A 25,550-nucleotide genomic window follows, 5' to 3' on the forward strand; every position below is an offset into this window, starting at 1 on the left:
CTTTATGCGTGTCTGGGCTACGTGCCCGATAAAATGGAGAACAGATCGACCTGCCCCTCGTGCCGGGTGGCGGTCTGGCTGATGTCCAGCAGCGGCTTGCGGCAGTGGCGGATCAGCGCATACGGCTCTACGCTGCGGGCATCGATCCTTTTCAATGCCAGCGACTTATTATACATGATCAGATCGATGTTGCGGGCATCGACATAGTTTTCAAAGACGGGCGCCGTGCAGCCATAAAATATCTCGCATTGCAAGTCGGCAACGGATGACGCGTATTTATTCCGCAGTACCGCGCAAGCGTCTTTGAAATCCTGGTTGATGAGTTTTTTCCGAAGCTGTTCTTTGGAAAAGAATAGCAGGTCCGTAATCGAATGCGGAATGTCGACCATGTGGAACAACAGGATGTTCAACCTGGCAGTGCCGGCATCTTCCAATGCGTAGCGGACTACCTGTAAGGACTTTACTGTAAAGTCGGTGGGGATGAGAACATGCTTGATCATCTTCTTTTCTGTTAAAGTGAAAAATTACTTCGACCTCGTTGTCTGCCCCAAAACTGGGGCGGGCCGATTAAAACAGTTTAAGAAGAGGATTAAAATGCCATTAGAGCGACTACTAACTGCCGACGGCCATCCCGTGCCTCAGTCGTTCGTACCGTTGTGGAGCTTCTCTAAGACAACGGAGTGCCTGTGCAGGAGCTCGTCATAAAGCCGTTTTTGCTCCTGGAACAGTGCCAGGCATTGATCCAGGAAGGTTTGCAATGTGTTGTTTATTACGGTATCACCAGGGGCACCGGCGGGCGCCGGAGAGGCGGCTGATACAGACGGCACGGGCCGCTCGTCAGGCGACTGTTCATAGCATTGTATCACACAACTGCGGGCAACCTGCTCGCTAAACTGCCGGATGATATCGGGCTTGATCCTGAGCACGCGGCATACTTCTACCAGCGAAGCATCGTCAATGATTTCTTTTCCTTCTAACAGAGATACTCTTTTTTGGGACCAGCCCGGGCCGAGCTGATTTGCCAGGGACTCTTGCTTGACCCCAACCATTTCGCGAAAGCGCTTTAAATTCCTGCCGTGATGAATCGGTTCGTCGTCTTCCTCAATCCTGAACGCCATAAATTATACATTAATTGCTAACAGTGATGGTAAAAATGTATCGTTTTTATCAGTCTCACAACACTTGCCCAGAATATAGTATACCCACGTGAGCGTCAATAGAATACAGTAAAATACATTTCCGGGAAACTTGCATCGTAACGATTATGCAAGTACATTGTTGAACCGTTAATCGTCATCGGCATGCGTCCTGAAGAAAACCTACCCTCTGTTTTATCCGGTATATGGGCCGGCTATTCCTTTCGAAGCAAACTGTCACACACCCCTGGCGGCAATGCGCACGTACTGCAGATGAAAGACCTCGAAGATCACTACTCCCGCGTCGGCACATCGCTTACCTGCATCCGCACAGACACGGTGCCTGACAAGTTCCTGCTGCACGCCGGCGACGTGCTCTTCCTGGCAAAAGGCGCCAACAACTATGCCCTTGCCTATACACCGGTCTTGCCGCGCGTGATACCGGCTTCGGCATTTTTTATTCTTCGCCCGAACCTACAAAAGGTCGACCCGGGCTACCTGGCCTGGTATATCAACCAAGCCCCGGTACAACAATACCTCAAAGCCCACGCCGTGGGCAAACATACACCCAACATCAACAAAGATGTGCTGGCTCGGATCACCTTGCCGGTGCCGCCCCTGGCACGCCAGCAAACCATCGCCGCCATCGACAGGCTTCGCCGGGAAGAAATGCTTTTGCTTCGCACGATCCAGGCGCGACGCGCCGAGCTGATCGCCCGGCAATTATTAACCGCTGTGTCAACCCCCGCCGCCGATGGACCTCGCCCGTGACCGGACGCCCGACGGCGCTGCGCGCCACCGCGTGCTCTGGCGCGTCTATAAACGAATGGCGCAAGCCTATACCTTTCCCCTCAGCTTACAGTATACCGTAGCGCTCCTGCTGCTGCGAACGATCAGCGCGGGCTGGCACACACAACGGGAAATATACAGACGACAGTATGGCGCGGACAGCGCCCAGGTGGCACGCATGATGGCACTCTACCGGTTTCAACTGCCGGAGGAATGTTCATTCGAATACTTGCTGCGACACCGCGGCGACGACGACATCGCCACGCGGGTAACGGCGGCCCTGCGACAAGCCGATGCCAGTAACCCCGAGACACTGCACGGTATATTCCGGGATGTGGACTTCGACGATCTCAAGCCCGGGGCCACGGGCACCGCCGCAGAGACCGTGCGGCCCATCCTGCTATACCTGTCTCGTCCTGTGTTTGATACCGAGGCCGGTACAGCCTGTCAATACCTGTTCGAGAAACTGGCGCCCGCGCGTGAGAACCTGCATAAAGCGTTGTTTGTACCGCCGGCGGTCGCCCACCTGGTGGCGCTGTTGGCCGCCCCACGCGCAGGCGAGCGTATCTGCGACCCGGTATGCGGTTATGGCGCGCTGCTGATCCCGACCGTGCTGCATACACGCACCGCGCAGGGCCGCCCGTCGCCCGACTTTGCAGCCTACGGCCAGGAACACCATGACAGCGGCTTCCGGCTGGCGCGTATGCACACACATCTTTACGGCCTGGCCGGTGTGCGGCTGGAGCCGGCGAGCAGTATTACCGATCCACGTTTTCAGGAAGACGGTGCGCTGACAAAATTCGACGTGGTCGTTGCCAACCTGATGCTGCCGTTGGAACACTGGGGACATACCGAAGCACGAACCGACCCGCACCAACGGTTCCGGCACGGGCTTCCCCCCAAAAGCAAGGGCGATTATGCATACGTACAGCATATCCTGGCCACACTGGCACCGGGCGGCCGCGCCGTGATCCTCGTCGCGCAGCAAATGCTATCGCGCGCTGGGGCAGAGGCCGGGATCCGCCGGGCGCTGGTGGAAGCGAACGTGATCGACGCCGTCGTGGCGCTGCCGGCCAACTTGTTTCCCGACACGCCGGTATCGACCGCAGTACTGATCCTCCGGCCGTCGCGCAGACGGCACGGGATCCTCTTTATCGATGCCCGTCAACACTACCAACCGGGCCGCAAACAATCCGTATTGCAGCCGGAAGATATTACGCGTATCACCGCGGCGTATGTACGCTATAAAGACGAGCAAGATGTAGCGGTGTGTGTTCCGCCGGAAAAGATCGCCCGGAACAACTTCAATCTGACCATAGCGCCTTATATGCATCCCGAAGTGCCGACGGCGACGGGCGGCGTCGCATTGTTACAGCAAGAGCTTCACCGCCTGGACCGGGAATTACTCCAGACACGCCATGCACTGGATGCATTGCTGACCGGGCTTTGCGATGACTGCGACAATACCCCTATACCAACCGTGCCCTATGCGTATCCGCCGGAGAGCGAAGAGATCGAAGACACACATCTGCCGTATGGCGGCATGAGTGCCGATCGTTTTGCCCGCGCCATCCGGCGCGTGGTGCCACAGGCTTCCGACCGCATGGTATCGGCCGTGGGCGAGGGAGTACGGGGCGTGTACCACCGGCGCATTATACGGGACTGGGAGACCAATGCCGACTGGCAACGCGAGACGGACGGCGCCATCGAGCATCTGTTATATACGCACGCACTGGATGAGGGTCTGCCGCTGACAGCCGCCGCGCGCGATGCCATCCGGACCGCGTGCCGGGAAATTGCGACACGTTTTTTAGGACGACGGCACCGGGCATAGTTTTTTATCGATACCCATTCGTCAATCGACTGTCCCTGAAAATCCATGAAAATACTTTTTGTGATCAATCCCGCCTCCGGAAATAAAAATACCGACAAAGCCATTTTGCGCATCCATACGTTGGCGGTCGAGCTGGGATTCGACTTTAAGTTTATGTATACCACGGGCGTAGAAGACGACGACGCCCTCCAGGAACAGCTCTACGCCTATAAACCGGACCGGATCATTGCCGGCGGCGGGGACGGCACACTCCAAATGGTGGCACGCAATATACTCGATCTGAATATCCCGTTTGGTGTGTTGCCGTTTGGCTCGGCCAACGGCTTTGCCACGGCCGTCGGCATCCCGGCGAACCCGCTCGATGCCGTCGAGGCAGTGATCCGCGCGGAACGCACACATCCGCTGGACCTGTTGAAGTTCAACGACGAACATTTATGTATACATTTAGGTGATATCGGCATCAACGCGCTGATGGTAAAAGAATTTTCCGAAGATGAATCGCGCGGAATGCTGGGTTATGCCAGGCACCTGATCGCTTCCATGCAGGCCACGCCGCTGCTGCACTATACCATCAAAACACCCGAGCAGGAATATAGCAAAGAAGGTTACATGCTGGCATTTGCCAACGCACACAAATACGGCACCGGCATTCACATTTCCGAAGGGTCTGTATCAGATGGAAAATTCGAGATATGCAACGTAGAACGGATCGCGCTGGACGCTGCGATCAAAGCCGGGCTTACGGCATTGAACGTCTTTATCGACAAGAATATGTTCGCCGATGTCATCTCCTGCCGCGAGGCCGAGATCAGCATCAGCGAGAAAGCCCATTTTCAGATCGACGGCGAGTATATGGGTATGACGGACCATCTGACCGTTCGCGTACTGGCCTCGGCCATTCCTTTGCTGATCCCCTCATGAGCAGCAAAAAGATACCGGTGCTGCTGAGCTTCTATGCCCTTTCAAACGGAAGGGAAGCCCTGATCTTTGGCCAGATCGCCACCACGCGGCTGAACGACCTGAGCTTTACGGAATACAGCCGCCGGCGTACGTTCCGCACGTTGTTCGCTTTGTACCGCACACGCCCCGTAGCGCATCTCGCCGTGACCTTGCATTTCGGCGAAGGAACGATCCCGGCAAAGACCGATGCCACGGGTGCGTTTTTCTTCAAACATCCTGTCGAACATGTGCCCAGCACGTTGCAACGCGTGACGCTGGCCGCGGGCGGCGAGGTAACGCTGCTGGAAGGCTTATACCTGCGCACCGTGCATCATGTCGTCAGCCCGATGGTGCTGGTGTCCGACATCGACGACACGCTGCTGCACTCGTTCATCCGGAACAAACTGAGAAAGCTGCGGACCCTGCTCTTTACGCCCATGGAAAAGCGCGGGGCGGTTAAAAACATGCGCGAGCTGATGTCAGACGCCGCACAGCGGGGCGCCACGGTGCTATACCTCTCGAACAGCGAGCAGAACCTATACCCCCTGATATACCGCTTCCTGCTCCACAACAAGTTCCCGGCAGGGCCATTGTTTCTAAAACAGCTACGTAAGCTCCGGGATGTGTTTTTATACCGGAAGGTAGGCGCGCCGGGGGTTCACAAGCTAAAGATGCTGGACCAGATCCTGTCGTTGTTTCCGGATAAACAATTTGCACTGGTCGGCGACAATACACAACTGGATCTATCGATCTATCTGACCGCCTCGGAAAAATACCCGGACAACATCCGGTACATCCTGATCCGGAAGGTGCGGCGGTCCTCCTCGGCCCAGGCGTTGATAGAAAAGACGGAAGCCCGGCTACGGAAGCAAAACATCACCCTCTATTATGAGGAAAATTTACCTACCTCGTTGCGGTGGTAACACTCAGCACTCTCCCTGGCGTAAGGCGACGATATTCTGCAGGCATTCCTGAATAAGTGTCTTCAACTGGGCAACGTACACAGGCTTCTGGATATAGCGAAAAGCGCCACCCTCGAGTGTTTCCCGACTGATGCTGTTTTCTGACGATGTGGAGATAATAACAACGGGTATGGTTTTTAGACGCTGATTTTGCTTGATTTCCAATAAACATTGGAGCCCATTCTTAACGGGCATGTTCCAATCGAGAAAAACAACATCGGGTAATGTCGACTTTGTGCATAACGTGTCGAGCAATGCATGCCCACTATCGACGAGCGTCAGTTGCAGGGAAGCATCGATCTCACTAAGCACTTCTTGAAAGAGGAAACGATCATCGGGGTCATCGTCTGCATAGTACACGTGCTTAATACTATAGAACGATTTCATGGCGCGTAATGTTGAAGATGACGGCGAGAGATGTAGTGGTGATTCGGGCAACACGATCGATGGCACAAATTTTTAGATATAAATACGACAACGCTACTATTCTATAGTTCAATGCACGGACAATTTATGTATGGTGTAAAGTCGTCGGTAAACAGTTTCAATATTAGATGGTTGCCCTCTGACATTCTATCAGGGATTTCCCTGATTTTTACAACTATTTGTTCTATCGCTTGATCGAATTATCTCTACGATTCTACCTTTAAGGTTGTAATAAACAGTACGATGCCCGAAAAGATTAAAGTATTCCATTTAGAAGATTATAAGATTATCCGGGATGGTGTCCGGTTTTTGTTAAACCAAGATAGCGAGTTGGAGGTAGTGGGAGAAGCCAAGCAAGGAGAGGAGCTTCTTAAAGTAATTGACGAGCAAGACATGGACATTCTGCTTCTGGATATCTATCTGGACGGAATGCAAGAGGTGCGGACCATCGACGGATTCGAAATCTGCGAGATCGTGAGCAAGAAGTATCCGAAGATAAAGGTCGTAGCACACTCGGTGTACGACGATGCCGACCGCGTGGCACGGATCATGAAGGCCGGCGCGATGGGCTTTGTATCAAAGAAAGCCGGGTACGAAGAACTGATCAAGGCGATCAAAGCCGTGCATGCCGACAAGAAATATATTTGCGTGGAGACCTCACGCAAACTCAAAAATATTAATAAATTCCTTGCCGGCATTGAAGACACCCTGCGGGGCGAGGATGAGTTCTTTTCCAAGCGCGAGCGCGAGGTGCTGGAGCTCATGGCAAAGGGGCTTTCGTCGCGGCGAATTGCCGAACAGTTATTCATTACGGAGAAGACAGTGGAGTCGCACCGGAAGAATATGGTGCTGAAAGCCAAAGTAAAGAATACGGCGGAACTCATTGCTTATGCATCCGCCCGTGGATTTTTGAAAGTGTAATATTCTGTTCTTATGCAGCTATCACCGGAGACACAGCAGGCAGAGCCGTTTTATGACATCAAACGCATTGGCGGTCTTTCGCAGGATGGCGTTTTTGTCTACAAGTTGTCAGAAGGATCGTTTGACTACCTCAACGCCGCATTCACGGGGATTTTTGGTGTAACCCGCGACAACGTCATGGCGCAGTCGCGGCTGCTGCTGGACTTTGTTATGTCGGAAGACCGGCACTACCTGCAACAGCGTTTTGCCGACCTGCTCGCCACCGGCAGCATCACCAATACCGAGTTCCGGATCCGGCTATCCAGCGGCGTGGTGAAACATATATCCTGTGATGCCTATCTGTGGGATGGAGCCGAATACGCCGTCGGCTTTGTCAAGGACGTGAGTCGTGTGAAAGAGCACGAGAACTACATGATCAACTACGGGGCCAAGAAGGACACGCTGCTGGATATGATCACGCACAACCTGCAAGGCCCATTGAGCCTGTCGGAGAATATCATTCAGCATGCGCAGAAGTCATACCAGGGCGAGCAGTACGAGGCCATCCACATGCACCTGCGTATGATCCAGGACATTACACGCGAGTGCATCGAGATCATCAACAACCTGCTGCGGGAAGAACACCTGGAGTCGGAGCACATTTTTGTCAAGAAGGGCCGCTTCGACATCCTGGAGAAGGTTGGCTCCACGTTGGAGAAACTTGTCGAAACCAACAAAGACAAGCAATTTCGCCTGATCACCAAGCTCGAGAACCTGTACATCAATGTAGACGGGGTGAAATTTTTCCAGGCGCTGCACAACCTGATCTCGAATTCCATCAAGTTTACGCCGGAGGGCGGCCAGATCGATATCATGGTGGAAGAGCTCGACAGCGACTTTACGATTACGGTGAAAGACAATGGCATCGGCATACCAGACCACCTGAAGGCATTCTTATTCCAAAAAAATAACGGTAAAGGCCGGCTGGGCCTGAAAGGGGAGAAATCGGTTGGAATGGGCCTGCCGGTGACCAAAAAGCTTATCGAGCTGATGAACGGCGAGCTGTGGTTTGAAAGTGTTGAAAACCGCGGGTCTTCATTCTTTATCCGGCTTCCCAAGGAGTAACACCGACGGCTTTCGAATTGCGGATTTGCGCCTTACGGGCGGGTATGCGATAATTGCACCCGTATGCACATCACGCCCATTCACCCCGTTCGTTTCGGAACACCGCTTACAACGTCTGCAGTTAAAGTCATGTTGCTCGGCTCCGGTGAGCTGGGAAAAGAAGTGGTCATCGAGCTGCAACGCTATGGCGTTGAGGTCGTTGCCGTAGACCGGTACGAACATGCACCGGCCATGCCGGTAGCCCACCGTGCATACGTCATTTCTATGCTGGACGGCCCGGCGCTACGCACGATCATCGAGCAGGAAAAACCCACCTTTATAGTGCCCGAGGTAGAAGCGATCGCCACAGAGACCCTGGTTGAGCTTGAACGTGAGGGCTTTAATGTCGTGCCGACGGCGCAGGCGGCCCGTCTGACCATGAACCGCGAGGGCATTCGTACCCTGGCCGCCAGGACCTTGCAGGTTAAAACTTCACCCTATGTTTTTGCCGTGACAAAAGAGGAATTCCTCGCGGCGGTACAATCGTTGGGCTTTCCGTGCGTGGTGAAACCGATCATGAGCTCGTCGGGCAAAGGGCAAAGCACCGTGCGACAGGCAGACCAGGTGGAGAAAGCCTGGCAATATGCGCAGGAGGGCGGCCGTGCCGGCAAGGGCAAAGTGATCGTCGAAGGCTTTATTGATTTTGACTACGAGATCACACTGCTCACGATCCGGCACAAGGATGGCGTTTCGTTTTGCGCGCCGATCGGCCACCGGCAGGAGCACGGCGATTACCAGGAGTCGTGGCAACCACACCCGATGTCGGCCCGGGCACTGGAACAATCGCAACATATCGCACGCCAGGTTGTCGACGCGTTAGGGGGATATGGATTGTTTGGCGTCGAGTTCTTTATTAAAGGGGACACAGTCTACTTCAGCGAGGTGTCGCCACGTCCGCACGATACAGGCATGGTGACGATGATCTCACAGGACCTGTCGGAGTTTGCGCTGCACGTACGGGCCATCCTCGGGTTGCCGATCCCGGTGATCCGCCAGCTGGGGCCGTCGGCGTCGCGGGTGTTGCTGGTGCAGGGCGAATCCACGAACGTCGTGTTCACGGGCGTTGCCGAGGCGCTGGTGGAACCCGATACGCAATTGCGGCTGTTCGGGAAACCCGATGTGCACGGCGAGCGCCGCATGGGCGTCTGCCTGGCCAAAGCCGACAGCATCGAGGCCGCCCGCGCAAAGGCCAATGCCATGGCCGGAAAAGTGCATTACAGTTTATAAAAGATTCCCTTCGTTGTAAGAAATTGCCTGCCTTCCTGACTAATCACGATCATGGGGAACGGTTTAGAAAGGGCCTTTATACAAAGCATCCAGGACCATCGCGGCGCGATCCTGAAGGTGTGCCGGATCTACAGCGACGATCGCGATGACTTCGACGACCTGTTTCAGGAGATCGTACTGCAACTCTGGAAATCGTATTCGTCTTTCCGGGGCGAGTCATTGGTCAGCACGTGGATCTATCGCGTAGCGTTAAACACGGCCATTACCAGCTTGCGGAAGCGAAAGCGCCGTCCGGATCAACATCCCTTACAGGTCTTTCATCACAACCAGGCGGAAGCCGCCGACGACCGCATCGACCGGATCTATGCGCAGGAGCTGCAACGGGCCATCCAGGCGCTGGACAAGTTCGACCGGGCGCTGCTGATGCTTTACCTGGAGGAGAAAAGCTATAGCGAAATGGCCCAGATCCTGGAAATCTCGGAGAACTATATCGGCGTCAAACTGAACCGTATCCGAACCAAACTCAAAGAACTTTTAACACCTTAGATTATGGACATAGATGCATTAAAAGCCGGATGGAAACACAACAGCGGTCTTTCGGCGGACGAGCAGTCCTATTTTGATCGCCTGCCCGCCTTGCTGCAAAGCAAGACGGTGGATATGATCACCGCTACGAAGCGGCAATACGAACGTGTCATTACGGTGTTACTGGGAAGCATGGTGGTGGCCACGCTGGCCATGCCGGTGCTGACCGACGGCTTTACCTATCCGGGGTCACCGCAGGGGTTTGTAAAAATGATCTTCTTTTACCAACTGATTCTCTTGTTCTATTGGGTCAAGCTTCGTACGGTCAGCGACCTTACGTTAAGCGACAGCATTCCCGAAAGGCTCGAGCAATTGCTAACGATGTTCCGCCGCGGCTTGAGGACCGAGGTCATCTTTATCGTGGCGCTGCTGCTGGGGGTGGTATTTGTCGGACGGTTCTTTTATGGTAAAGGCTTGTCAGGGATCCAGGCACCAGATGTATTGGTCGGGTTGGCTTTGAGCATTGTCTTTACCGGCGCCATGCTGATGTTGGTCCGCAAGCGTTACCAGGCCAAGATTGCCGAACTAAAGCACTATCTCCAGGAATACCGGCAGGCGCCGGTGTGCGGCATTGTGCTAATCGTTAGTACATTTGCCTGGATCTATGGCACATATCTGTGAGCAGCGTACTAATCATTGACGACGAGGAAAATCTGCGCAGGCTTCTTGCGCGCGTGATCAGCCTGGAAGGATATACCGTACACCAGGCGGCCACAATAAAACATGGGTTGGCGCTGCTGGAGCGCGAACCCATCAACGTGGTGATATCGGACGTCAAGCTGCCCGATGGGAACGGTATAGACCTGACAGCGACACTGAAGAAGCAATACCCGGCGGTGGAAGTGATCGTACTGACCGCATACGGTACGATCCAGGACGGCGTGACGGCGATCAAGAACGGAGCATTTGACTACCTTACCAAGGGCTGCTCGAGAGCGAGCTGTTCGGCCACGCCGAAGGGGCGTTTACCGGGGCGACCAAAGCCAAGAAAGGTTACCTGGAGGAAGCCCAGGAGGGAACGCTCTTTCTTGACGAGGTGGGTGAGATGCCTATCGATCTGAAGGCCAAACTGTTACGTGTACTGGAACCCGGTGAGTTCTACCGGGTGGGCGAGAGCCGGGCGCGACGTGTGAACGTGCGTGTCACCAGGCTATTCGCAAGCCCTGCGTGTGCATCCCTGGAAAGGGAACATCCGCGAGCTGAAGAATGTCGTAGAGCGCTGTGTCATCCTGAACGACCTGGACGTGCTGGAAGCCGACATGCTGCCCTATGACTTTAACGCTTACCCTGCTGGCTCCAGCCAGGAAGAAGGTGCATGGACGCTGGCCGCGGCGGAGAAGAAGCACATTCGCCAGGTGCTGGCGTTTGCCGGGGGAAATAAAACACAGGCGGCAAAACTGTTAGGTATCGGGTTGACGACGTTGTATCAGAAGGTAAAGGACTACGCCCTGCAAGCCGACCCGACAGACGGTACACCATAAAATGTTTCTATTAACAAGTGTTTTTAATCCCGTTTTTTGGTGATTCTGGGTATATTTAAAACACTTGTTTTTCTGTTCGACCCCTAAAACCTATGTTAGAGCACATCAAACTGGCGCATTTCCGGAACCTCATTTCGTTGAGTGCAGCAGATGGAAAGATCGAGGAACTGGAGCGTGTCGCTCTGGCGAAGATCGCGTATGAAAAAGGCATCCCCCTCGACAGGCTTAATCTCATGCTCGATCGTGCGGACGAGTATAAATTCCTGATCCCGCTTGACGACTCTGAAAAAGAAAAGCAGTTGGCAGACATGATCGAACTGGCGCTGGTGGACGGCGAGTTTGCCCCGGCCGAACGCGAGCTGATCAACATCGTCGGGGAGAAGCTGGGCGTTTCCAAAGAAGCCCTCGACAAGCTGATCGACACCGTGACGGCAGCGTACCGGCAAGCAAACGGTCAGTAAGTGCAGGCAACAATCATCGTATAGTCAGATGTCCGATAAAAAGACAGTTCTCATCCTGGGCGCAAACTCGGATGTCGCCAAGGAGATGATCGCATTGTATGTTCAGCAACAGTATGATGTAGTGGCGGCCTCGCGCAACACGACTGCCCTGCAAGATTTTCTACGTGTACGCAGCATCCCCGCACAGCAGGTAAAAGTGATGTACTTCGATGCCACCGCGTTTGCCACGCACCGAGCCTTTTACGAGTCGCTGCCTGTGAAACCGGCGATCGTGGTATATGCCGCCGGCTTTTTAAAGAACAACGAAGAAGCGCTGCGCGACTGGGAAGGAGCCTATCAGATGATGAACGTTCATTACTGCGGTGCAGTGTCGATCCTCAACATCATCGTGATGGATACCAGCAACAAAGCCCTGGAACGCATCATCGGGCTCTCATCGCTCTCGGGTGTACGCGGCCGGAAAAGCAATTTTATCTATGGCAGTACGAAGTCGGCCTTTACGCAATACCTGGCCGGTATGCGCCAGTATCTTTTCGACCGCGGCATACGCGTACACGTGGTGGTGGCCGGATACATTCGCAGTAAAATGACCGCAGGCCTGGACCTTCCCGAGTCGCTGATGCTCGAGCCTTCATTCATCGCGCGGGCAGTGGTGGGCGTGCGCCGCGCCTTCATCGTGGTGCCGGGGCTCAAGTGGAAAGTGATCTACCACATCCTCCGATTGCTGCCCGAACAATTCGTGGCCAGGCTTCCCTGACATTAACCGTCGAGAAGTTCTTCCGCTTTTCGTATTCCCGGGCATCCTGGCTTCTGCAGGATGGAACCGGCGTGTAAACGCTGTATCTTAAGGGTATAAACCCTGAGCCAAGCTATGTTGCGTGTTATCCGTGTATTCTTTCTGCTCTGCTGTCTGGCCGGCACGAACTGGTGCGGGGCGCAGGAACGAGATGTTAAATTTCATCACTTAACAGCGGAAGAAGGCCTGCCCAGCAACACGGTCAATGCCGTGATCCGCGACAGCCGCGGTTTTATCTGGATCGCCACCGAGAACGGGGTGGCCCGTTATGATGCCTATACTTTTGTCAGCTTCCGCGCCCGGGAAAACGACACGACCAGTATCAGCAGCAACATCACCTATACACTACTGGAAGATACCCGGCAGCGTCTTTGGATCGGCTCTGAGAAAGGACTGGACCTTTACAACCGTGCGCTGGACCGATTCGACAAGCACTTTTTCCAGGGCATTCCCGTACGCGCGATCTATCAGGATCGCAAGGGACGTCTGTGGGTAGGCAGCGACCAGGGGCTGTACCTATACCAGGAAGCAAGCGGCACGTTCATCAAGCCGTATGCGCGCATTTTTGACGTGCACGAGATGGTATACAACACGATCCCCTCGATTATGGAAGACCGTCATGGCAACCTGTGGGTGGGTACCTCCAACGGCATTCATGTAATCGAAAGCAGCACAGGTAACTTTTTGCACTTCGTATACCGGAAAAATCAGGTGGGCTCGTTAAGCGGTAACAATGTGCGGAAGATCGTGGAAGACCCTTCGGGACGGATCTGGATTGCGACATATGGCAGCGGACTCAATTTGTACCAGCCGACGGACCGAACCTTCAAACACTTTCGCCATACATCCGGCAGTGCGGCAGGAATCTCGAGCGATCTGTTACCGACGCTCTGGGTACAGGACAACGGCAAGATCTGGATCGGCACGGACGGACGGGGCCTCGACATTTTTAATCCGGAGACCAACGAATTTCAGCACATCGTACACTCGCCCTATAACTCCAAGAGCCTTAACAACAACGTTGTGCGGTCGATCAGCAGCGATCAGCGCGGAGGCATCTGGGTAGGGACCTATAACGGCGGCGTGAACTTCTTTAACCAGAATGCGGAATCGTTTTTCCATTACAAAGTGCCAACGCTCAATGGCAACAGCTCGGTGACGTCGTTTGCTGAAGAGAAGAACGGCAACTTGTGGATCGGTACTGATGGCGGGGGCCTGTGTTACTTCGACAGGACGACGGGCCAGTTTTCGAACTTTTACTACGACGAGCGGAACACCAACAGCATCAGCGACAACCGCATCCTTTCGCTGATGCTCGACCACCAGGGAAAGTTGTGGATCGGTACGTACCTGGGCGGACTCTGCCGCTACGATCCCGCGCGCAGGAAGTTCACGCGGTATGCGCATGGCGACGGCTCAGGCCTGAGCGACAACGTGGTGTGGGTGCTGCTGGAAGACAGCCAGCGACGGATCTGGGTGGGAACCAACAACGGCATCAACCGGTACGAAGCCGGTACCAATACGTTTGCTTGCATCAACATCAACAACTCGAACCTCAGCAACAACATGATCCGGTGCCTGTACGAAGACACCCGGCGACGACTCTGGATCGGCACGCAGGAGGGGCTCAACCTGCTGGAAGAGCCGTATACACATTTTACCGTAATCAAGAGCGACCAGCAAAACAAAAACAGCCTGAGCAACCACTGGATCCGCTGCATCAACCAGGACCATGAGGGCAACCTGTGGATCGGCACATTCGCGGGCGGCCTTAACCTGTACAACGAGGCCTCCGGTACATTTACATCCTTTCACGAATCAGACGGCCTGCCCGACAACATCATCTCCGGCATTCTGTCAGACAAGCAAGGGCACGTGTGGATGAGTACGGGCCGGGGCCTGGGGTACCTGGGTCTCCAGGATCGCATCTTCAAAAGTTATTCGACGCAGGATGGTCTGCAAGACTATCAGTTCAACATCAACGCGTGCTACGAGACGCGACGCGGGGAGTTCCTGTTTGGCGGTACCAACGGCTTTACCTCGTTCATGCCCGACGTGATACGCGAGGTGAAGAACAATCAGTTCCCGCCACCGATCGCCTTCACCAGTCTGAAGATCCTGAACAAGGAGGTGTTGCCGCATCCGCGAAACGCGCTGCTCAAAGCGCAGCTGAACGAGACGAAGGCGGTCATGCTGTCGTATGATCAGTCGGTCGTAACCCTGGAGTTCGCCGCGTTGAATTTCATTCAGCCGGAGAAGAACCAGTATGCTTACCGGCTGGCGGGATTTGAAGACGAGTGGAACGTGGTGAATGGCAAGCGCTCGGCCACGTATACCAACCTGGAGCCGGGAGAGTATACCTTTCAGGTGAAGGCCTCGAACAACGACGGTGTATGGAACGATCAGGGCGTCGCGCTGACAATTATCATCATGCCCCCGTTCTGGCAGACATGGTGGTTCACCGCGACGCTGGTAGTAGCCGGCATGTTGTTTATCGCCTTGCTCATTAACATTGTGCGCAACCGCTTCCGCGAGAAGATCAGGATACACAAGCTCATTGCCGAGCTTGAGCTCAAGGCACTGATCGCCCAAATGAACCCACACTTTATCTTCAACTGCCTGACGTCCATTCAGGAACTGATCATTGTGCATAAACAAGACGAGGCGATGCATTATCTGCATCAGTTCTCCAAGCTGCTTCGCACGGTGCTGCAAAGCTCGGAAAAGAACTTCATCTCCCTGGACCAGGAGCTCACGCTACTGGAGCTTTATCTCGAGCTGGAGTCGATGCGCTTTGATAAACAATTTCACTACGAGATCCAGGTAGACAGCGACATCGACCCGGAGGAAGTCATCATTCCTTCCTTCTTATTACAGCCTTTTGTAGAGAATGCTCTATGGCACGGATTGATGCACAAGAAGGGCGAACGCAACCTGCGTATTACGTTTAACCTGGAGTCGGAAGATGTATTGCTGTGCAGCATTGCCGACGACGGCATTGGCCGCAAGCAGGGGACACTGATACGCCAGAGCAGCATCAAAAAAACATATCGTTCCATGGGCATGAAGATCATTCGTGAGCGCATGGCATTGATGAAAAAACAGAACGATGTCTTCGATCTGCGCATTGTTGATCGCCTGCACCCGGATGGCACCGCAGCCGGCACGACGGTGGTCGTTCGTGTACCCTTGGGAAAGACAGAATTCATACCGGAAAAAACAGGTATGACGTATACGCAACGAACAGTAGAACGTTAGAAGTGTAACTTTTAACGTTCCCTTTTGTATCGTGTTTGCCGTGCATCTTTCATTCAAAATTGATGTGTAAAAGCGGCGTTGGTAGCAAGGCGGGTAAAAGAACAGGTTATCATATTAATCAGCGGGTTGGACCAATTAGTAGATTTATTTTTTGTACTTTGTTATACCTTGAACGCGTGCTGCTATAGATGCAGGCAACGCTAATACCTTAAAAATAAGGTATTCCCGCTACCAACCTCTCTCATAGTCATGCACCATTAGCAGAAGCGTTAATACTGGTTCACCGAAGTTTTAACAATGATTAGAGCGTTGATTATCGATGATGAAAGTAAAGCCCGGAACCTACTCAAGGTAACGATGGAGCGGATCTTTCCCGGTCAGTTTGTGCTGGAGACAGCCGACGACAGTGAAGACGGATTGCTAAAGATCCATTACTTCAAACCCGACCTGCTATTTCTCGATATCGAGATGCCGATGATGAATGGCTTCGATTTTCTGGCCGCGATACCGGAAGTGGATTGCAAGGTGATCTTTACTACGGCGCACGATCAGTATGCCATCCGCGCGATCCGCTACAACGCACTGGACTATCTGCTCAAACCGATCAATCCCATCGAGTTGAAGGAAGCAATCGACCGGTATCAATCGCACCGGGGCCGAAAAGAAACCTACAGTCGCCAGATCGAAAACTTCTTCGAACACAAAGAACGCAATCTCGCCATCACGACGTACGACGGGGTGGTGTTCCTGGAAGTCGATACTATCATTCGCTGTGAAGCCGATCTGAATTATACCCGCTTTGTATTAACGGACAATAAAACGTTTGTGTCGTCGAAAACACTGAAAGAATACGAGGACCTGTTAACGGTGCACAACAACTTTGTACGCATACACCGTTCGCACCTGGTAAACCTGGACTATGTATTGAAATTCAAAAGCGAAGGGCTGTTGGTATTGAAAGACAGCTCGTCGGTACCGATCTCGCGGCGCCGCAAGGAAGAAGTCGTCAGCAAGCTTTCCGTTCGATCTACGGCCGTGCATTCCTGATCCTGCGCGCACACAGGCACACGCCACGTTCCTGCACCTTTTAATAAGTGCACCCGGCCATTCAATAACTACTTTTCTTTTTCCTACCGGTTATCCCAACATTTATCCCGCGATGCAGTCAGCCGTAGTTCCAATGGCATGACTGCGGCAAATGTTCAAAACCAATAACCAATTACTATGTCAACTTTTACGCTAACTAGCATTAGCCTCGGCAACACGTGCCGGCGGGTGTATATCCTGCTGCTGTTGTTGCTGGCTAACGTAGCGGCGCTCTTCGGTCAGGTCAATACCGGAGGCAGTGCTACGACGGCAAATCACCAAAAGCAGATTGTGGGGTACATCACCAACTGGGATGCCTGGAAAAGCTCGGCGCACGGTGTGCCGGGCGCGGGTGCCTACACCCACCTCAACATTGACTATTCCAAGTACACCATTCTGAATTTTTCGTTCTTCGGTGTGGCCAAAGACGGCTCGCTGCACAGCGGCGACTACCGCAACAAGCTTATCTACCAGCCAGGCTCCGTTCAGGAACCCGCGCCCATCCTGCACGGTGGTGTGTACGACAGCTGGGACATGCACCTGATGTTCGGTGAGCTGGAGTATAAATACGACTTCGCCGACGCCCGTGTACAAGCCGCCGGTTTTGTGGCAGACGGTGCCGGCTGGAGAAATACCAAAACCACGCTGACCGGTCCGATGCCGGTGCCGCTGAAGAAAGAAGGCGGTGCGAAAGGCATTCTCGAGATGGCGCACGAACGCAACGTAAAAGTTGTCGCGTCTATCGGTGGCTGGAGCATGTGTAAGCACTTCCCGGAAATGGCGGCCGATGCCACGAAGCGCGCGCGCTTTGTAGCAGACTGTCAGCGCCTGATCGGGTTAGGCTTTGACGGTATCGACCTGGACTGGGAATACCCGGGTCCGTATGCCGGCATGAACTTTACCGGAAGCCAGGCCGACTTCGCCAACTTCACCACGCTCGTGCAGCAGATCCGCGCAGCCATCGGCCCGGACAAGCTGATCACGGCAGCCTTTACGGCCGACCCCGCAAAGCTGGCAGGCCTTCAGTGGTCTACGCTGGCGAACGTGATGAGCTACTTCAACATGATGACGTACGACTACAACGGGGGCTGGTCGGGAAAAGCCGGTCACAACTCGCCGTTGTATGATTACCCTAACCAGGAGTTTGCCAACTTCAGCTGGGATGCCTGCTACCGTGCCCTGGTGAATCTGGGTGTACCCGCGAACAAGATCAACATGGGGGCTGCTTTCTATGGCCGTGGTGTGGTAACACAAGGCACCGCCGCGCTGAACGCACCCACACAGAAGGTACAACGCACGGTTGACCCTGACGGTCCGATCAGCTCCGCTGCCGACTTCACCAACTGGTCAGCACACGAAGGCACACCGTATTACGAATATATCCGCCAGAACAAGTCCGGCTGGACAGAGCACTGGGACGACAACGCCAAGGTGCCGTACCTTACCAAAGGAAACTACTTCCTGAGCTACGACAACGAACAGTCTATCGGCCTGAAGGCCCAATACGTAGTAGACAAAGGCCTGAGCGGTGTGATCGTATGGACCGTATACGAAGACCTCGAGATCGGCGGCTCGGCAACGACCTTTGGTCCGAAGCTGGTGCGCTACTCGTCTGTAAAGTCACCGCTGGTCAACAAGATCAACGAAGTCTTCGCACTGGGCAACACCGGCATGCCGACGGTTTCTATCACCGCGCCTGCAAACAACGCCGTGGTAGCCCCGGGTTCATCGGTTGTCATAAACGCTACGGCCAACGACCCGAACGGCAGCATTGCGAAAGTAGAATTCCTGTTAGACGGTACAAAGGTAGGCGAGGATGCCTCCTCACCGTACAGCTTTACGATCAACTCCCTGGCGGCGGGTACACACGCCATCCAGGCGAAAGCCACCGACAACAGCGGCAACACGGCTACAGCCTCCGTATCGGTCATTGCCGGTACCGCCAGCGCACCGACCGTATCGATCCAATCGCCGACTTCAGGCGCGAGCTATACAGCCGGTGCATCGGTAACGATCACTGCTTCAGCCACAGACGCTGACGGTACCATCGCCCGCGTTGAGTTCTTCCAGGGTACGACCAAGCTGGGCGAAGCGACGGCACAGCCTTACAGCTATACCTGGGCCGGCGCAGGCGCGGGGAGCTACTCGCTGACCGCCAAGGCTACCGACAACAGCGGCCTTTCGACCACGTCTTCTGCAGTAAGCATCACGGTAACAGGTTCGAGCTGCACGGCACCGGAATGGAAAGCCAGCGATGTATACACCGGCAACGCGGAAGTATCGCGCAACGGCAACAAATACCAGGCACGCTGGTGGACACAAGGAGAGGATCCTGCGCTGAAGAGCGGCCCGGATGACGTGTGGAAACTGATCGGCCCCTGCGGTGGCGGACCAACAAACGCCAACCCGGTGGCAACGCTGACGGCTCCGGCCAACGGTGCCGCGTATACCGCGCCTGCATCGGTGACGCTGACGGCTACCGCTACTGACAGCGACGGCTCGATCAGCAAAGTAGAGTTCTATAACGGCGCCAGCCTGGTGGGCACTGCTACCAGCAGCCCGTATACCGTTACCTGGTCAAACGTTACCGCCGGCACGTATGCCCTTTCTGCAAAGGCTACTGACAACGCTGGTGGTACCGGTACATCGTCTACCGTATCTATCACTGTTACGGGCGGTACCGGCAACAACGGTTCATTCAAAGTGGTAGGCTACATGCCGTCCTGGCAAGGTACGCCGGATGATATCCAATACGATAAAGTTACGCACATCAACTACTCGTTCATTCGTCCGACAACCAGCGGTGGCCTGACCGCCATCGATAACACCGGCAAACTGTCACAGATCGTATCGCGTGCGCATGCCGCGGGCGTAAAAGTCGGTATTGCGGTGGGTGGCTGGAGCGACCTGAACAACACCGACTTCCAGGTGATGGCGGCGAGCGCTTCGACCCGCACCACATTCGTCAACAACCTGTTGTCGCTGCTCAACACACATCAACTGGACGGTGTCGACCTCGACTGGGAATATCCGGTGGAGGGACAAGACCCTGCGAACTTCGCCACGCTGATGACCCAGTTGGGCAATGCCCTGCACGCACAAGGTAAATTCCTGACAGCGGCCGTATCGGCCCAGGGATACTATGCGAACGGTGTTCTGCCGGCCGTGTTCACGGCGGTTGACTTCCTGAACATCATGGTATACGACGGTGGCAGCGGTGCCGATCACTCGCCGTACAGCTATGCCGTCTCTTCGCTTGACTACTGGGCCGGTCGAGGCCTGCCTGCCGCGAAGACGGTACTGGGTGTTCCTTTCTACGCACGTCCCTCGTGGAAAACGTTCCGTACGCTGGTAAACGAAGGTGCAAACCCGAACCTGGATACCTACAACGGCGACTACTACAACGGTATCAATACCATCAAGCAAAAGACGAACCTGGCGTTCGATCGCAACCTGGGGGGTATCATGATCTGGGAACTGTCGCAAGACGCGACCGGCAACAACTCCCTGCTGACGGCGATCGACCAGGTTGTCGATGCCCGCAACGGCGGCAACAATGGCAACACACCGCCTACGGTCAGCATCACGGCTCCGGCCAACGGCACTTCTGCGGCAGCACCGGCAACGGTAACCATCCAAGCCACTGCTTCGGACAATGTCGCCGTTACTAAAGTGGAGTTCTTCCAGAACGGCTCGAAGCTGGGCGAAGACACATCGTCGCCATACGCTTATACCTGGAGTGGCATTGCCGCCGGCACTTATACACTGACGGCCGTCGCGACCGACAACCAGGGCGCCTCCACTACTTCGTCTGCTGTTAGCCTCACCGTAACCGGCGGCACGTCGGGTTGCGGCGGTGTGCCGCAGTATGTAGAGAACGGGGGTTATGTCGCCGGCAGCATTGTACAAAACCAAGGCAGCCAGTATGAATGTAAGCCTTACCCGTTCTCGGGCTGGTGTAACGGCGCGTCGTGGGCGTATGCTCCGGGCACCGGTACGTACTGGACCGATGCATGGGTGCTGAAAGGAAGCTGTGGCGCGGCAGCCCGCACCGCAGAAGCTTCTGCAGCAACCCTGACGGTAACAGAAGAGAAAGGAGTGACGCTCTATCCGAACCCGGGCAAAGCGGGTGAAAGTGCCACGGCGTCGTTCACGTTCGAATCGGCTCCCGGCGCCGTGCAGGTTACGCTGAAGAATGTAAATGGCACCGACGTGCACCGCCAGCACTTTGGTGACACCGGCAAAAGCCAGGTAACGGTGACGTTGCCGCCGTTACCAAGAGGCCTCTACATCTTCCACGTGAAGACAAGCCAGCGGGTCTGGACGAAGAAATACATCATCGAATAACATTCACTATAAAAAAAGAAGAGCGGAGCAATCCCTCTTCTTTTTTTTCCTATAAACACATAACCCTATAACATCTATGAAACGTAAACTTTTACTGGTATGCTGGTGCCTGCTGGTGACGGTGCTGGCCTACGGGCAGTACTCGTTCCCGAGCTGCTGGACACCGTGGACGCCCAACGCCGCGGGGTATCCCGGCGGTACGAAGGTGTCGTACAAGAACGGAAACTACGAAGCAAAATGGTCAACCATTACCGAGCCCGGTACAACGGGCGATTGGACTTTAGTGAGCAAGTGTGGCGACGGTGGCATCGGCGGTGATTATACCGGTCCGCAACGTATCATCGGCTATCTGCCGTACTGGGTGCCCGACTTTGATTTCAAGACCTTTGACCCGGGCACTGTCAATCACATCAATATTGCCTTTAACCTGTTTCAGCAGAACAACAACAACTACAACAGCAGCAACTTCGCGTCCATTGCATGGGGTTCGTTTCACAACCGCAAGGTGGACTCGATCCTGTTCGACAACGGTGTGCTGGCCCGGGCGCATGCAAAAGGTACGACAGTATCCGTCGCCATCGGTGGCGCTACCGACTTTGCCTTTCTGTGGCTGCTGACCCAATACTATAACAACGATGCGAAGCTGGAAGAGATGGCAAGCTTTATTGCCAGCTATGTCAACGCCAAGGGCATCGACGGAGTCGACCTCGACCTGGAGTGCTGGTGGCCCGATGCGACGATCTCCGGCACGACCGAGCAAGGCGGCCGTGTACGTGGCGACAAGTGGGGAGGCCCCGACCAGGGACCACACCCGGCGGCTGTCGGCCTGACGCGTCTGGCGCAGAAGCTGCGCCAAAAGATGCCGAACAAACTGCTGTCGGCGGCGGTGTTCGGCACTTCCTACTATGGCAACAACTATGACGATGCACTGGCCCAACACCTTGACTGGGTCGGCCTTATGACATACGACTTCACCGGTTCATGGAATACATCACCCGTCGGTCCGCATGCCGCACTGTACAAAGTGCCCCTGGGAACATACCAGGGTCAGACGGCCGACAACCCGATCTATTCTGCAGAAGACGCCCTCGAATACTGGATGGGTATGGCACCTGCCGCCTGGAACCACGACGGCGGCTTTAATGTACAAAAGGCCAAGCTGTGCATCGGCGTGCCTTTCTACGGTTACGACCTTTCTACCCGCAAGCCTGACAACGCCAACGGCTTTGTGGCACCGAAGTGGAAAGAGATCGTAGCGGCTTATCCGAATGCGGCCACCAGCTTCGATCCGCAGGATTCGCGTCAACTGGGTGGCTACATCGGTGCCAACGGCAAAAAGATCTATTATGAAACTCCGAAAGGCGCCGCCGAGAAGATCAAATATACCAAGCGCTTTGGTCACCAGGGAGTTATTATCTGGGAGCTCACGGGAGACACCGGCTACAACAGCGGCTCAAGCTTGCTGAAAGCCATAAATGATGCGGGGGGTGTTGTGGTCGACCCGGCACCGACGGTCAGCATGACAAGTCCTGCGAACAATGCCACGTTTGCTCCCGGCGCGAACATTACCATCACGGCTACCGCGTCTGATAACGGTACCGTCACAAAGGTTCAATTCTTCCAGGGCACTACGCTGCTGGGAGAGGATGCCTCGGCGCCGTATTCGTATACCTGGAACAACGTGCCGCAAGGTTCGTATACACTGACGGCCAAAGCCACCGACGAAAAAGGCGGTGTCGGTACATCGGCCGGAGTACTGATCGGTGTGGGCAATGCCAACCCCGTTGTCAGCATCACGGCGCCGGCCGCGAACGCTACGTTTACCGCGCCGGCATCGGTAACGATCACCGCCACGGCGACGGACGCCGACGGCACGATCAGCAAAGTAGCGTTCCACCACGGCACGACGTTGTTGGGTGAAGATGACACAGCGCCGTATTCGTATACCTGGACGAACGTCGCCGCCGGAAGCTATACGCTCACGGCAAAGGCGTACGATAACGCGGGGGGAGTAGGAACTTCCACGGACGTTGCCATCACGGTTTCCGCAGTCAACACGTGTACCGCCCCGGCATGGACGGCGACGGGCACGTACACCAGCGGCGCCGAGGTATCGCGTAACGGCAACCGGTACCAGGCCCGTTGGTGGACACAAGGGGAGGACCCGGCGGTGAAGAGCGGCCCGGACGATGTATGGAAACTGCTTGGCCCGTGTGGCTCGACCAACGTCAACCCGACGGTGGCGATTACCGCGCCGGCAGCCAACGCTACCTTTACCGCGCCGGCCACCGTCTCGATCGCGGCTTCGGCCAGCGATGCGGACGGTACTGTCGCGAACGTAGAGTTTTTCCAGGGATCGGTAAAGCTGGGCGAGGACAACAGTGCTCCCTATACATTCTCCTGGGCAAATGTGGCTGCAGGAACGTATGCCCTTACGGCACGCGCTACCGACAATGCCGGCGGCGTAACGACCTCGGCAGCTATCAACATTACCGTCAATGGCACCCAGACCAATACCCCGCCCGTGACGGCCGTGACGGCTCCGGCACAAGGTGCCTCGTTCACCACCCCGGCATCGATCACGATCACGGCCACCGCTACGGACAGCGACGGTACCATTAACCGCGTGGAATTCTATCAAGGCACTACCTTGTTGGGTGCCGACACCAGCAGCCCATACAGCGTTACGTGGACAAACGTTGCTGCAGGTTCGTATACGCTTTCGACCCGGGCTTTTGACAACAGTGGTGCCAGTGGCACATCGTCGTCTGTCACCGTTACGGTAACGGGCGGTACGGATAACTGTGCGTCCATTGCGCAATACACGGAAAACGGTGGTTATGTTGCTGGCAGCAAAGTAAAGAATGCCGGTGCGCAGTATGAGTGTAAGGAATACCCATTCTCCGGATGGTGTAACGGTGCCGCCTGGGCCTACGCTCCGGGTACCGGCGCTTACTGGAGCGACGCCTGGATCCTGAAGGGGAGCTGTGGCGCCAGCGCACGCGCGGCTTCTCCTGAAACATCGGTCTCTATTTCCGACGCGGATGCCACCGGGCTTATGCTGGCACCGAATCCGGTGGCGGAAGGAGAACGGCAATCGTTGACGCTCAGCTTTGATGCTGCGCCGGGCCGCACACGCGTAATGCTGAAAGACATGAATGGTCGCGCGGTGGCTGACGTCGACCTGGGCGTTGTACGCCAGACCGTGCAAACCGTTGAACTGCCGGCATTGCCGGCGGGCATGTACCTAGTGCGTGTTCAAGGCGAGCAGAAAACCTGGCTGAAGAAGTATCTGGTGAAGGAATAACAGGTTTTGCGCCTGAAAAAGGGCAAACGGCGGTAACCTTATCAAGGATACAAGCCGTTTGCCTTCATTTTTGATCCACCCAGCCGACCAAGTTTACAAGCTGTGCATTAGTTAAGAAAAAGTCGTACCTTTGCTGGGAAAAATTTGCAATACTCGGAACTTCTTGGCCATTTTATCCATTGTCATACTGCCCACCTTTACCGCTACGGCCGCGAACTATTCGACAAGTGTCGACAATCCACGGAGTAAACCTTTTTATTAAACCATCGTTCTTAGAGACGAATCATTTTTCATTGACTTCAACGAAATAAAATAACATACCACACAGGCTGCAATGAGACAATTAAAGATCAGCAAGCAAATCACGAACCGCGAAAGCCAGTCGCTCGACAAGTATTTACAGGAAATTGGGAAGGTAGATCTGATCACATCAGACATGGAGGTAGAGCTTGCCAAAAGAATTCGCGAAGGCGATCCGTTGGCGCTGGAAAAGCTGACCAAAGCAAACCTCCGGTTTGTGGTGTCCGTAGCCAAACAATATCAGAACAACGGATTGACCCTGGGTGACCTGATCAACGAAGGCAACCTGGGCCTGATCAAAGCCGCACAGCGTTTTGATGAAACCCGTGGTTTTAAGTTCATTTCCTATGCCGTATGGTGGATCCGCCAGTCGATCATGCAAGCGTTGGCGGAGCAGTCGCGTATCGTGCGTTTGCCGCTGAACCGCGTGGGATCGCTGAACAAGATCTCCAAGACCTTCTCCGATCTGGAGCCGACGTTCCACCGCGAGCCGTCACCGGAAGATATGGCCGAGGTGCGGGAAGTCGCCTCGGAAGAGCTTTCGGCCCCCCC

At 54.9% G+C, this 25,550-nt stretch carries 20 protein-coding genes and 2 pseudogenes; 19 read left to right on the plus strand and 3 right to left on the minus strand.

The window, feature by feature from the left end:
- Positions 1–17 precede the first annotated feature (17 nt).
- On the minus strand, positions 18–500 hold the full coding sequence (locus tag KK078_RS26600) for a universal stress protein (protein WP_254093382.1): 483 nt from the start codon (positions 498–500) through the stop codon (positions 18–20).
- A 138-nt stretch (positions 501–638) separates the two neighbouring features.
- Positions 639–1,118 (minus strand): helix-turn-helix domain-containing protein, encoded by a 480-nt coding sequence (locus KK078_RS26605; protein WP_254093383.1) that lies wholly within the window; start codon positions 1,116–1,118, stop codon positions 639–641.
- Positions 1,119–1,301: 183 nt separating this feature from the next.
- Between KK078_RS26605 and KK078_RS26610 the strand changes: the two genes are divergently transcribed.
- From KK078_RS26610 to KK078_RS26625, 4 genes are read left to right on the plus strand one after another with little or no spacing between them, the layout of a single operon-like run.
- Entirely contained in the window at positions 1,302–1,907 is a 606-nt protein-coding gene (locus KK078_RS26610) for a restriction endonuclease subunit S (protein WP_254093384.1), read from the plus strand.
- Complete coding sequence (locus KK078_RS26615) at positions 1,891–3,759, plus strand: N-6 DNA methylase (protein ID WP_254093385.1); 1,869 nt, start codon at positions 1,891–1,893, stop codon at positions 3,757–3,759. The genes KK078_RS26610 and KK078_RS26615 overlap by 17 nt, the downstream gene beginning before the upstream one ends.
- A 45-nt stretch (positions 3,760–3,804) precedes the next feature.
- Entirely contained in the window at positions 3,805–4,680 is an 876-nt protein-coding gene (locus tag KK078_RS26620; RefSeq protein WP_254093386.1) for a diacylglycerol/lipid kinase family protein, read from the plus strand.
- Complete coding sequence (locus KK078_RS26625) at positions 4,677–5,621, plus strand: phosphatase domain-containing protein (protein WP_254093387.1); 945 nt, start codon at positions 4,677–4,679, stop codon at positions 5,619–5,621. The genes KK078_RS26620 and KK078_RS26625 overlap by 4 nt, the downstream gene beginning before the upstream one ends.
- 3 nt (positions 5,622–5,624) lie before the next feature.
- Here the strand turns inward: KK078_RS26625 and KK078_RS26630 are convergent, their stop codons facing one another.
- The gene (locus KK078_RS26630) at positions 5,625–6,047 is read right to left on the minus strand and encodes a response regulator (protein ID WP_254093388.1); all 423 of its coding nucleotides are present in this window, start codon (positions 6,045–6,047) and stop codon (positions 5,625–5,627) included.
- Positions 6,048–6,329: 282 nt separating this feature from the next.
- Between KK078_RS26630 and KK078_RS26635 the strand changes: the two genes are divergently transcribed.
- From KK078_RS26635 to KK078_RS26705, 15 genes and pseudogenes are all read left to right on the plus strand, one after another.
- Positions 6,330–7,007, plus strand: coding sequence for a response regulator (locus KK078_RS26635; protein WP_254093389.1), 678 nt, complete (start codon positions 6,330–6,332; stop codon positions 7,005–7,007).
- A 12-nt stretch (positions 7,008–7,019) separates the two neighbouring features.
- Positions 7,020–8,111: a sensor histidine kinase gene (locus tag KK078_RS26640; protein ID WP_254093390.1), complete on the plus strand. Its 1,092-nt coding sequence runs from the start codon at positions 7,020–7,022 to the stop codon at positions 8,109–8,111.
- 63 nt (positions 8,112–8,174) lie between these two features.
- Positions 8,175–9,377: a formate-dependent phosphoribosylglycinamide formyltransferase gene (purT, locus tag KK078_RS26645; RefSeq protein ID WP_254093391.1), complete on the plus strand. Its 1,203-nt coding sequence runs from the start codon at positions 8,175–8,177 to the stop codon at positions 9,375–9,377.
- Between the two features lie 51 nt (positions 9,378–9,428).
- Positions 9,429–9,923: an RNA polymerase sigma factor gene (locus tag KK078_RS26650; RefSeq protein WP_254093392.1), complete on the plus strand. Its 495-nt coding sequence runs from the start codon at positions 9,429–9,431 to the stop codon at positions 9,921–9,923.
- 3 nt (positions 9,924–9,926) lie between these two features.
- Positions 9,927–10,583: a hypothetical protein gene (locus KK078_RS26655; RefSeq protein WP_254093393.1), complete on the plus strand. Its 657-nt coding sequence runs from the start codon at positions 9,927–9,929 to the stop codon at positions 10,581–10,583.
- A 53-nt stretch (positions 10,584–10,636) separates the two neighbouring features.
- Positions 10,637–10,840 (plus strand): annotated as a pseudogene (locus KK078_RS26660) (response regulator); the annotation flags it as partial.
- A 62-nt stretch (positions 10,841–10,902) separates the two neighbouring features.
- Positions 10,903–11,049: pseudogene (locus KK078_RS26665) on the plus strand (sigma 54-interacting transcriptional regulator); the annotation flags it as partial.
- Positions 11,050–11,101: 52 nt separating this feature from the next.
- The gene (locus tag KK078_RS30715; RefSeq protein WP_317196000.1) at positions 11,102–11,443 is read left to right on the plus strand and encodes a helix-turn-helix domain-containing protein; all 342 of its coding nucleotides are present in this window, start codon (positions 11,102–11,104) and stop codon (positions 11,441–11,443) included.
- Positions 11,444–11,535: 92 nt separating this feature from the next.
- A complete protein-coding gene (locus KK078_RS26675) occupies positions 11,536–11,904 on the plus strand; it encodes a tellurite resistance TerB family protein (RefSeq protein WP_254093394.1) in 369 nt (122 codons plus the stop codon).
- Positions 11,905–11,932: 28 nt separating this feature from the next.
- Positions 11,933–12,661, plus strand: a complete 729-nt coding sequence (locus KK078_RS26680; protein ID WP_254093395.1) for an SDR family NAD(P)-dependent oxidoreductase — start codon at positions 11,933–11,935, stop codon at positions 12,659–12,661.
- 114 nt (positions 12,662–12,775) lie between these two features.
- Positions 12,776–15,958, plus strand: a complete 3,183-nt coding sequence (locus KK078_RS26685) for a ligand-binding sensor domain-containing protein (RefSeq protein ID WP_254093396.1) — start codon at positions 12,776–12,778, stop codon at positions 15,956–15,958.
- A gap of 297 nt (positions 15,959–16,255) precedes the next feature.
- Entirely contained in the window at positions 16,256–17,005 is a 750-nt protein-coding gene (locus KK078_RS26690; protein WP_254093397.1) for a LytR/AlgR family response regulator transcription factor, read from the plus strand.
- Positions 17,006–17,182: 177 nt separating this feature from the next.
- A complete protein-coding gene (locus KK078_RS26695; RefSeq protein ID WP_254093398.1) occupies positions 17,183–21,391 on the plus strand; it encodes a glycosyl hydrolase family 18 protein in 4,209 nt (1,402 codons plus the stop codon).
- A gap of 76 nt (positions 21,392–21,467) precedes the next feature.
- Positions 21,468–24,698 (plus strand): Ig-like domain-containing protein, encoded by a 3,231-nt coding sequence (locus tag KK078_RS26700; RefSeq protein ID WP_254093399.1) that lies wholly within the window; start codon positions 21,468–21,470, stop codon positions 24,696–24,698.
- A gap of 334 nt (positions 24,699–25,032) precedes the next feature.
- Positions 25,033–25,550 (plus strand): sigma-70 family RNA polymerase sigma factor (locus KK078_RS26705; RefSeq protein WP_254093400.1); only part of this gene is annotated, 518 nt, incomplete at its 3' end.

The organism is Dawidia soli (genome assembly GCF_018598185.1).
Taxonomy (GTDB): Bacteria; Bacteroidota; Bacteroidia; order Cytophagales; family Cyclobacteriaceae; genus Ohtaekwangia; species Ohtaekwangia soli.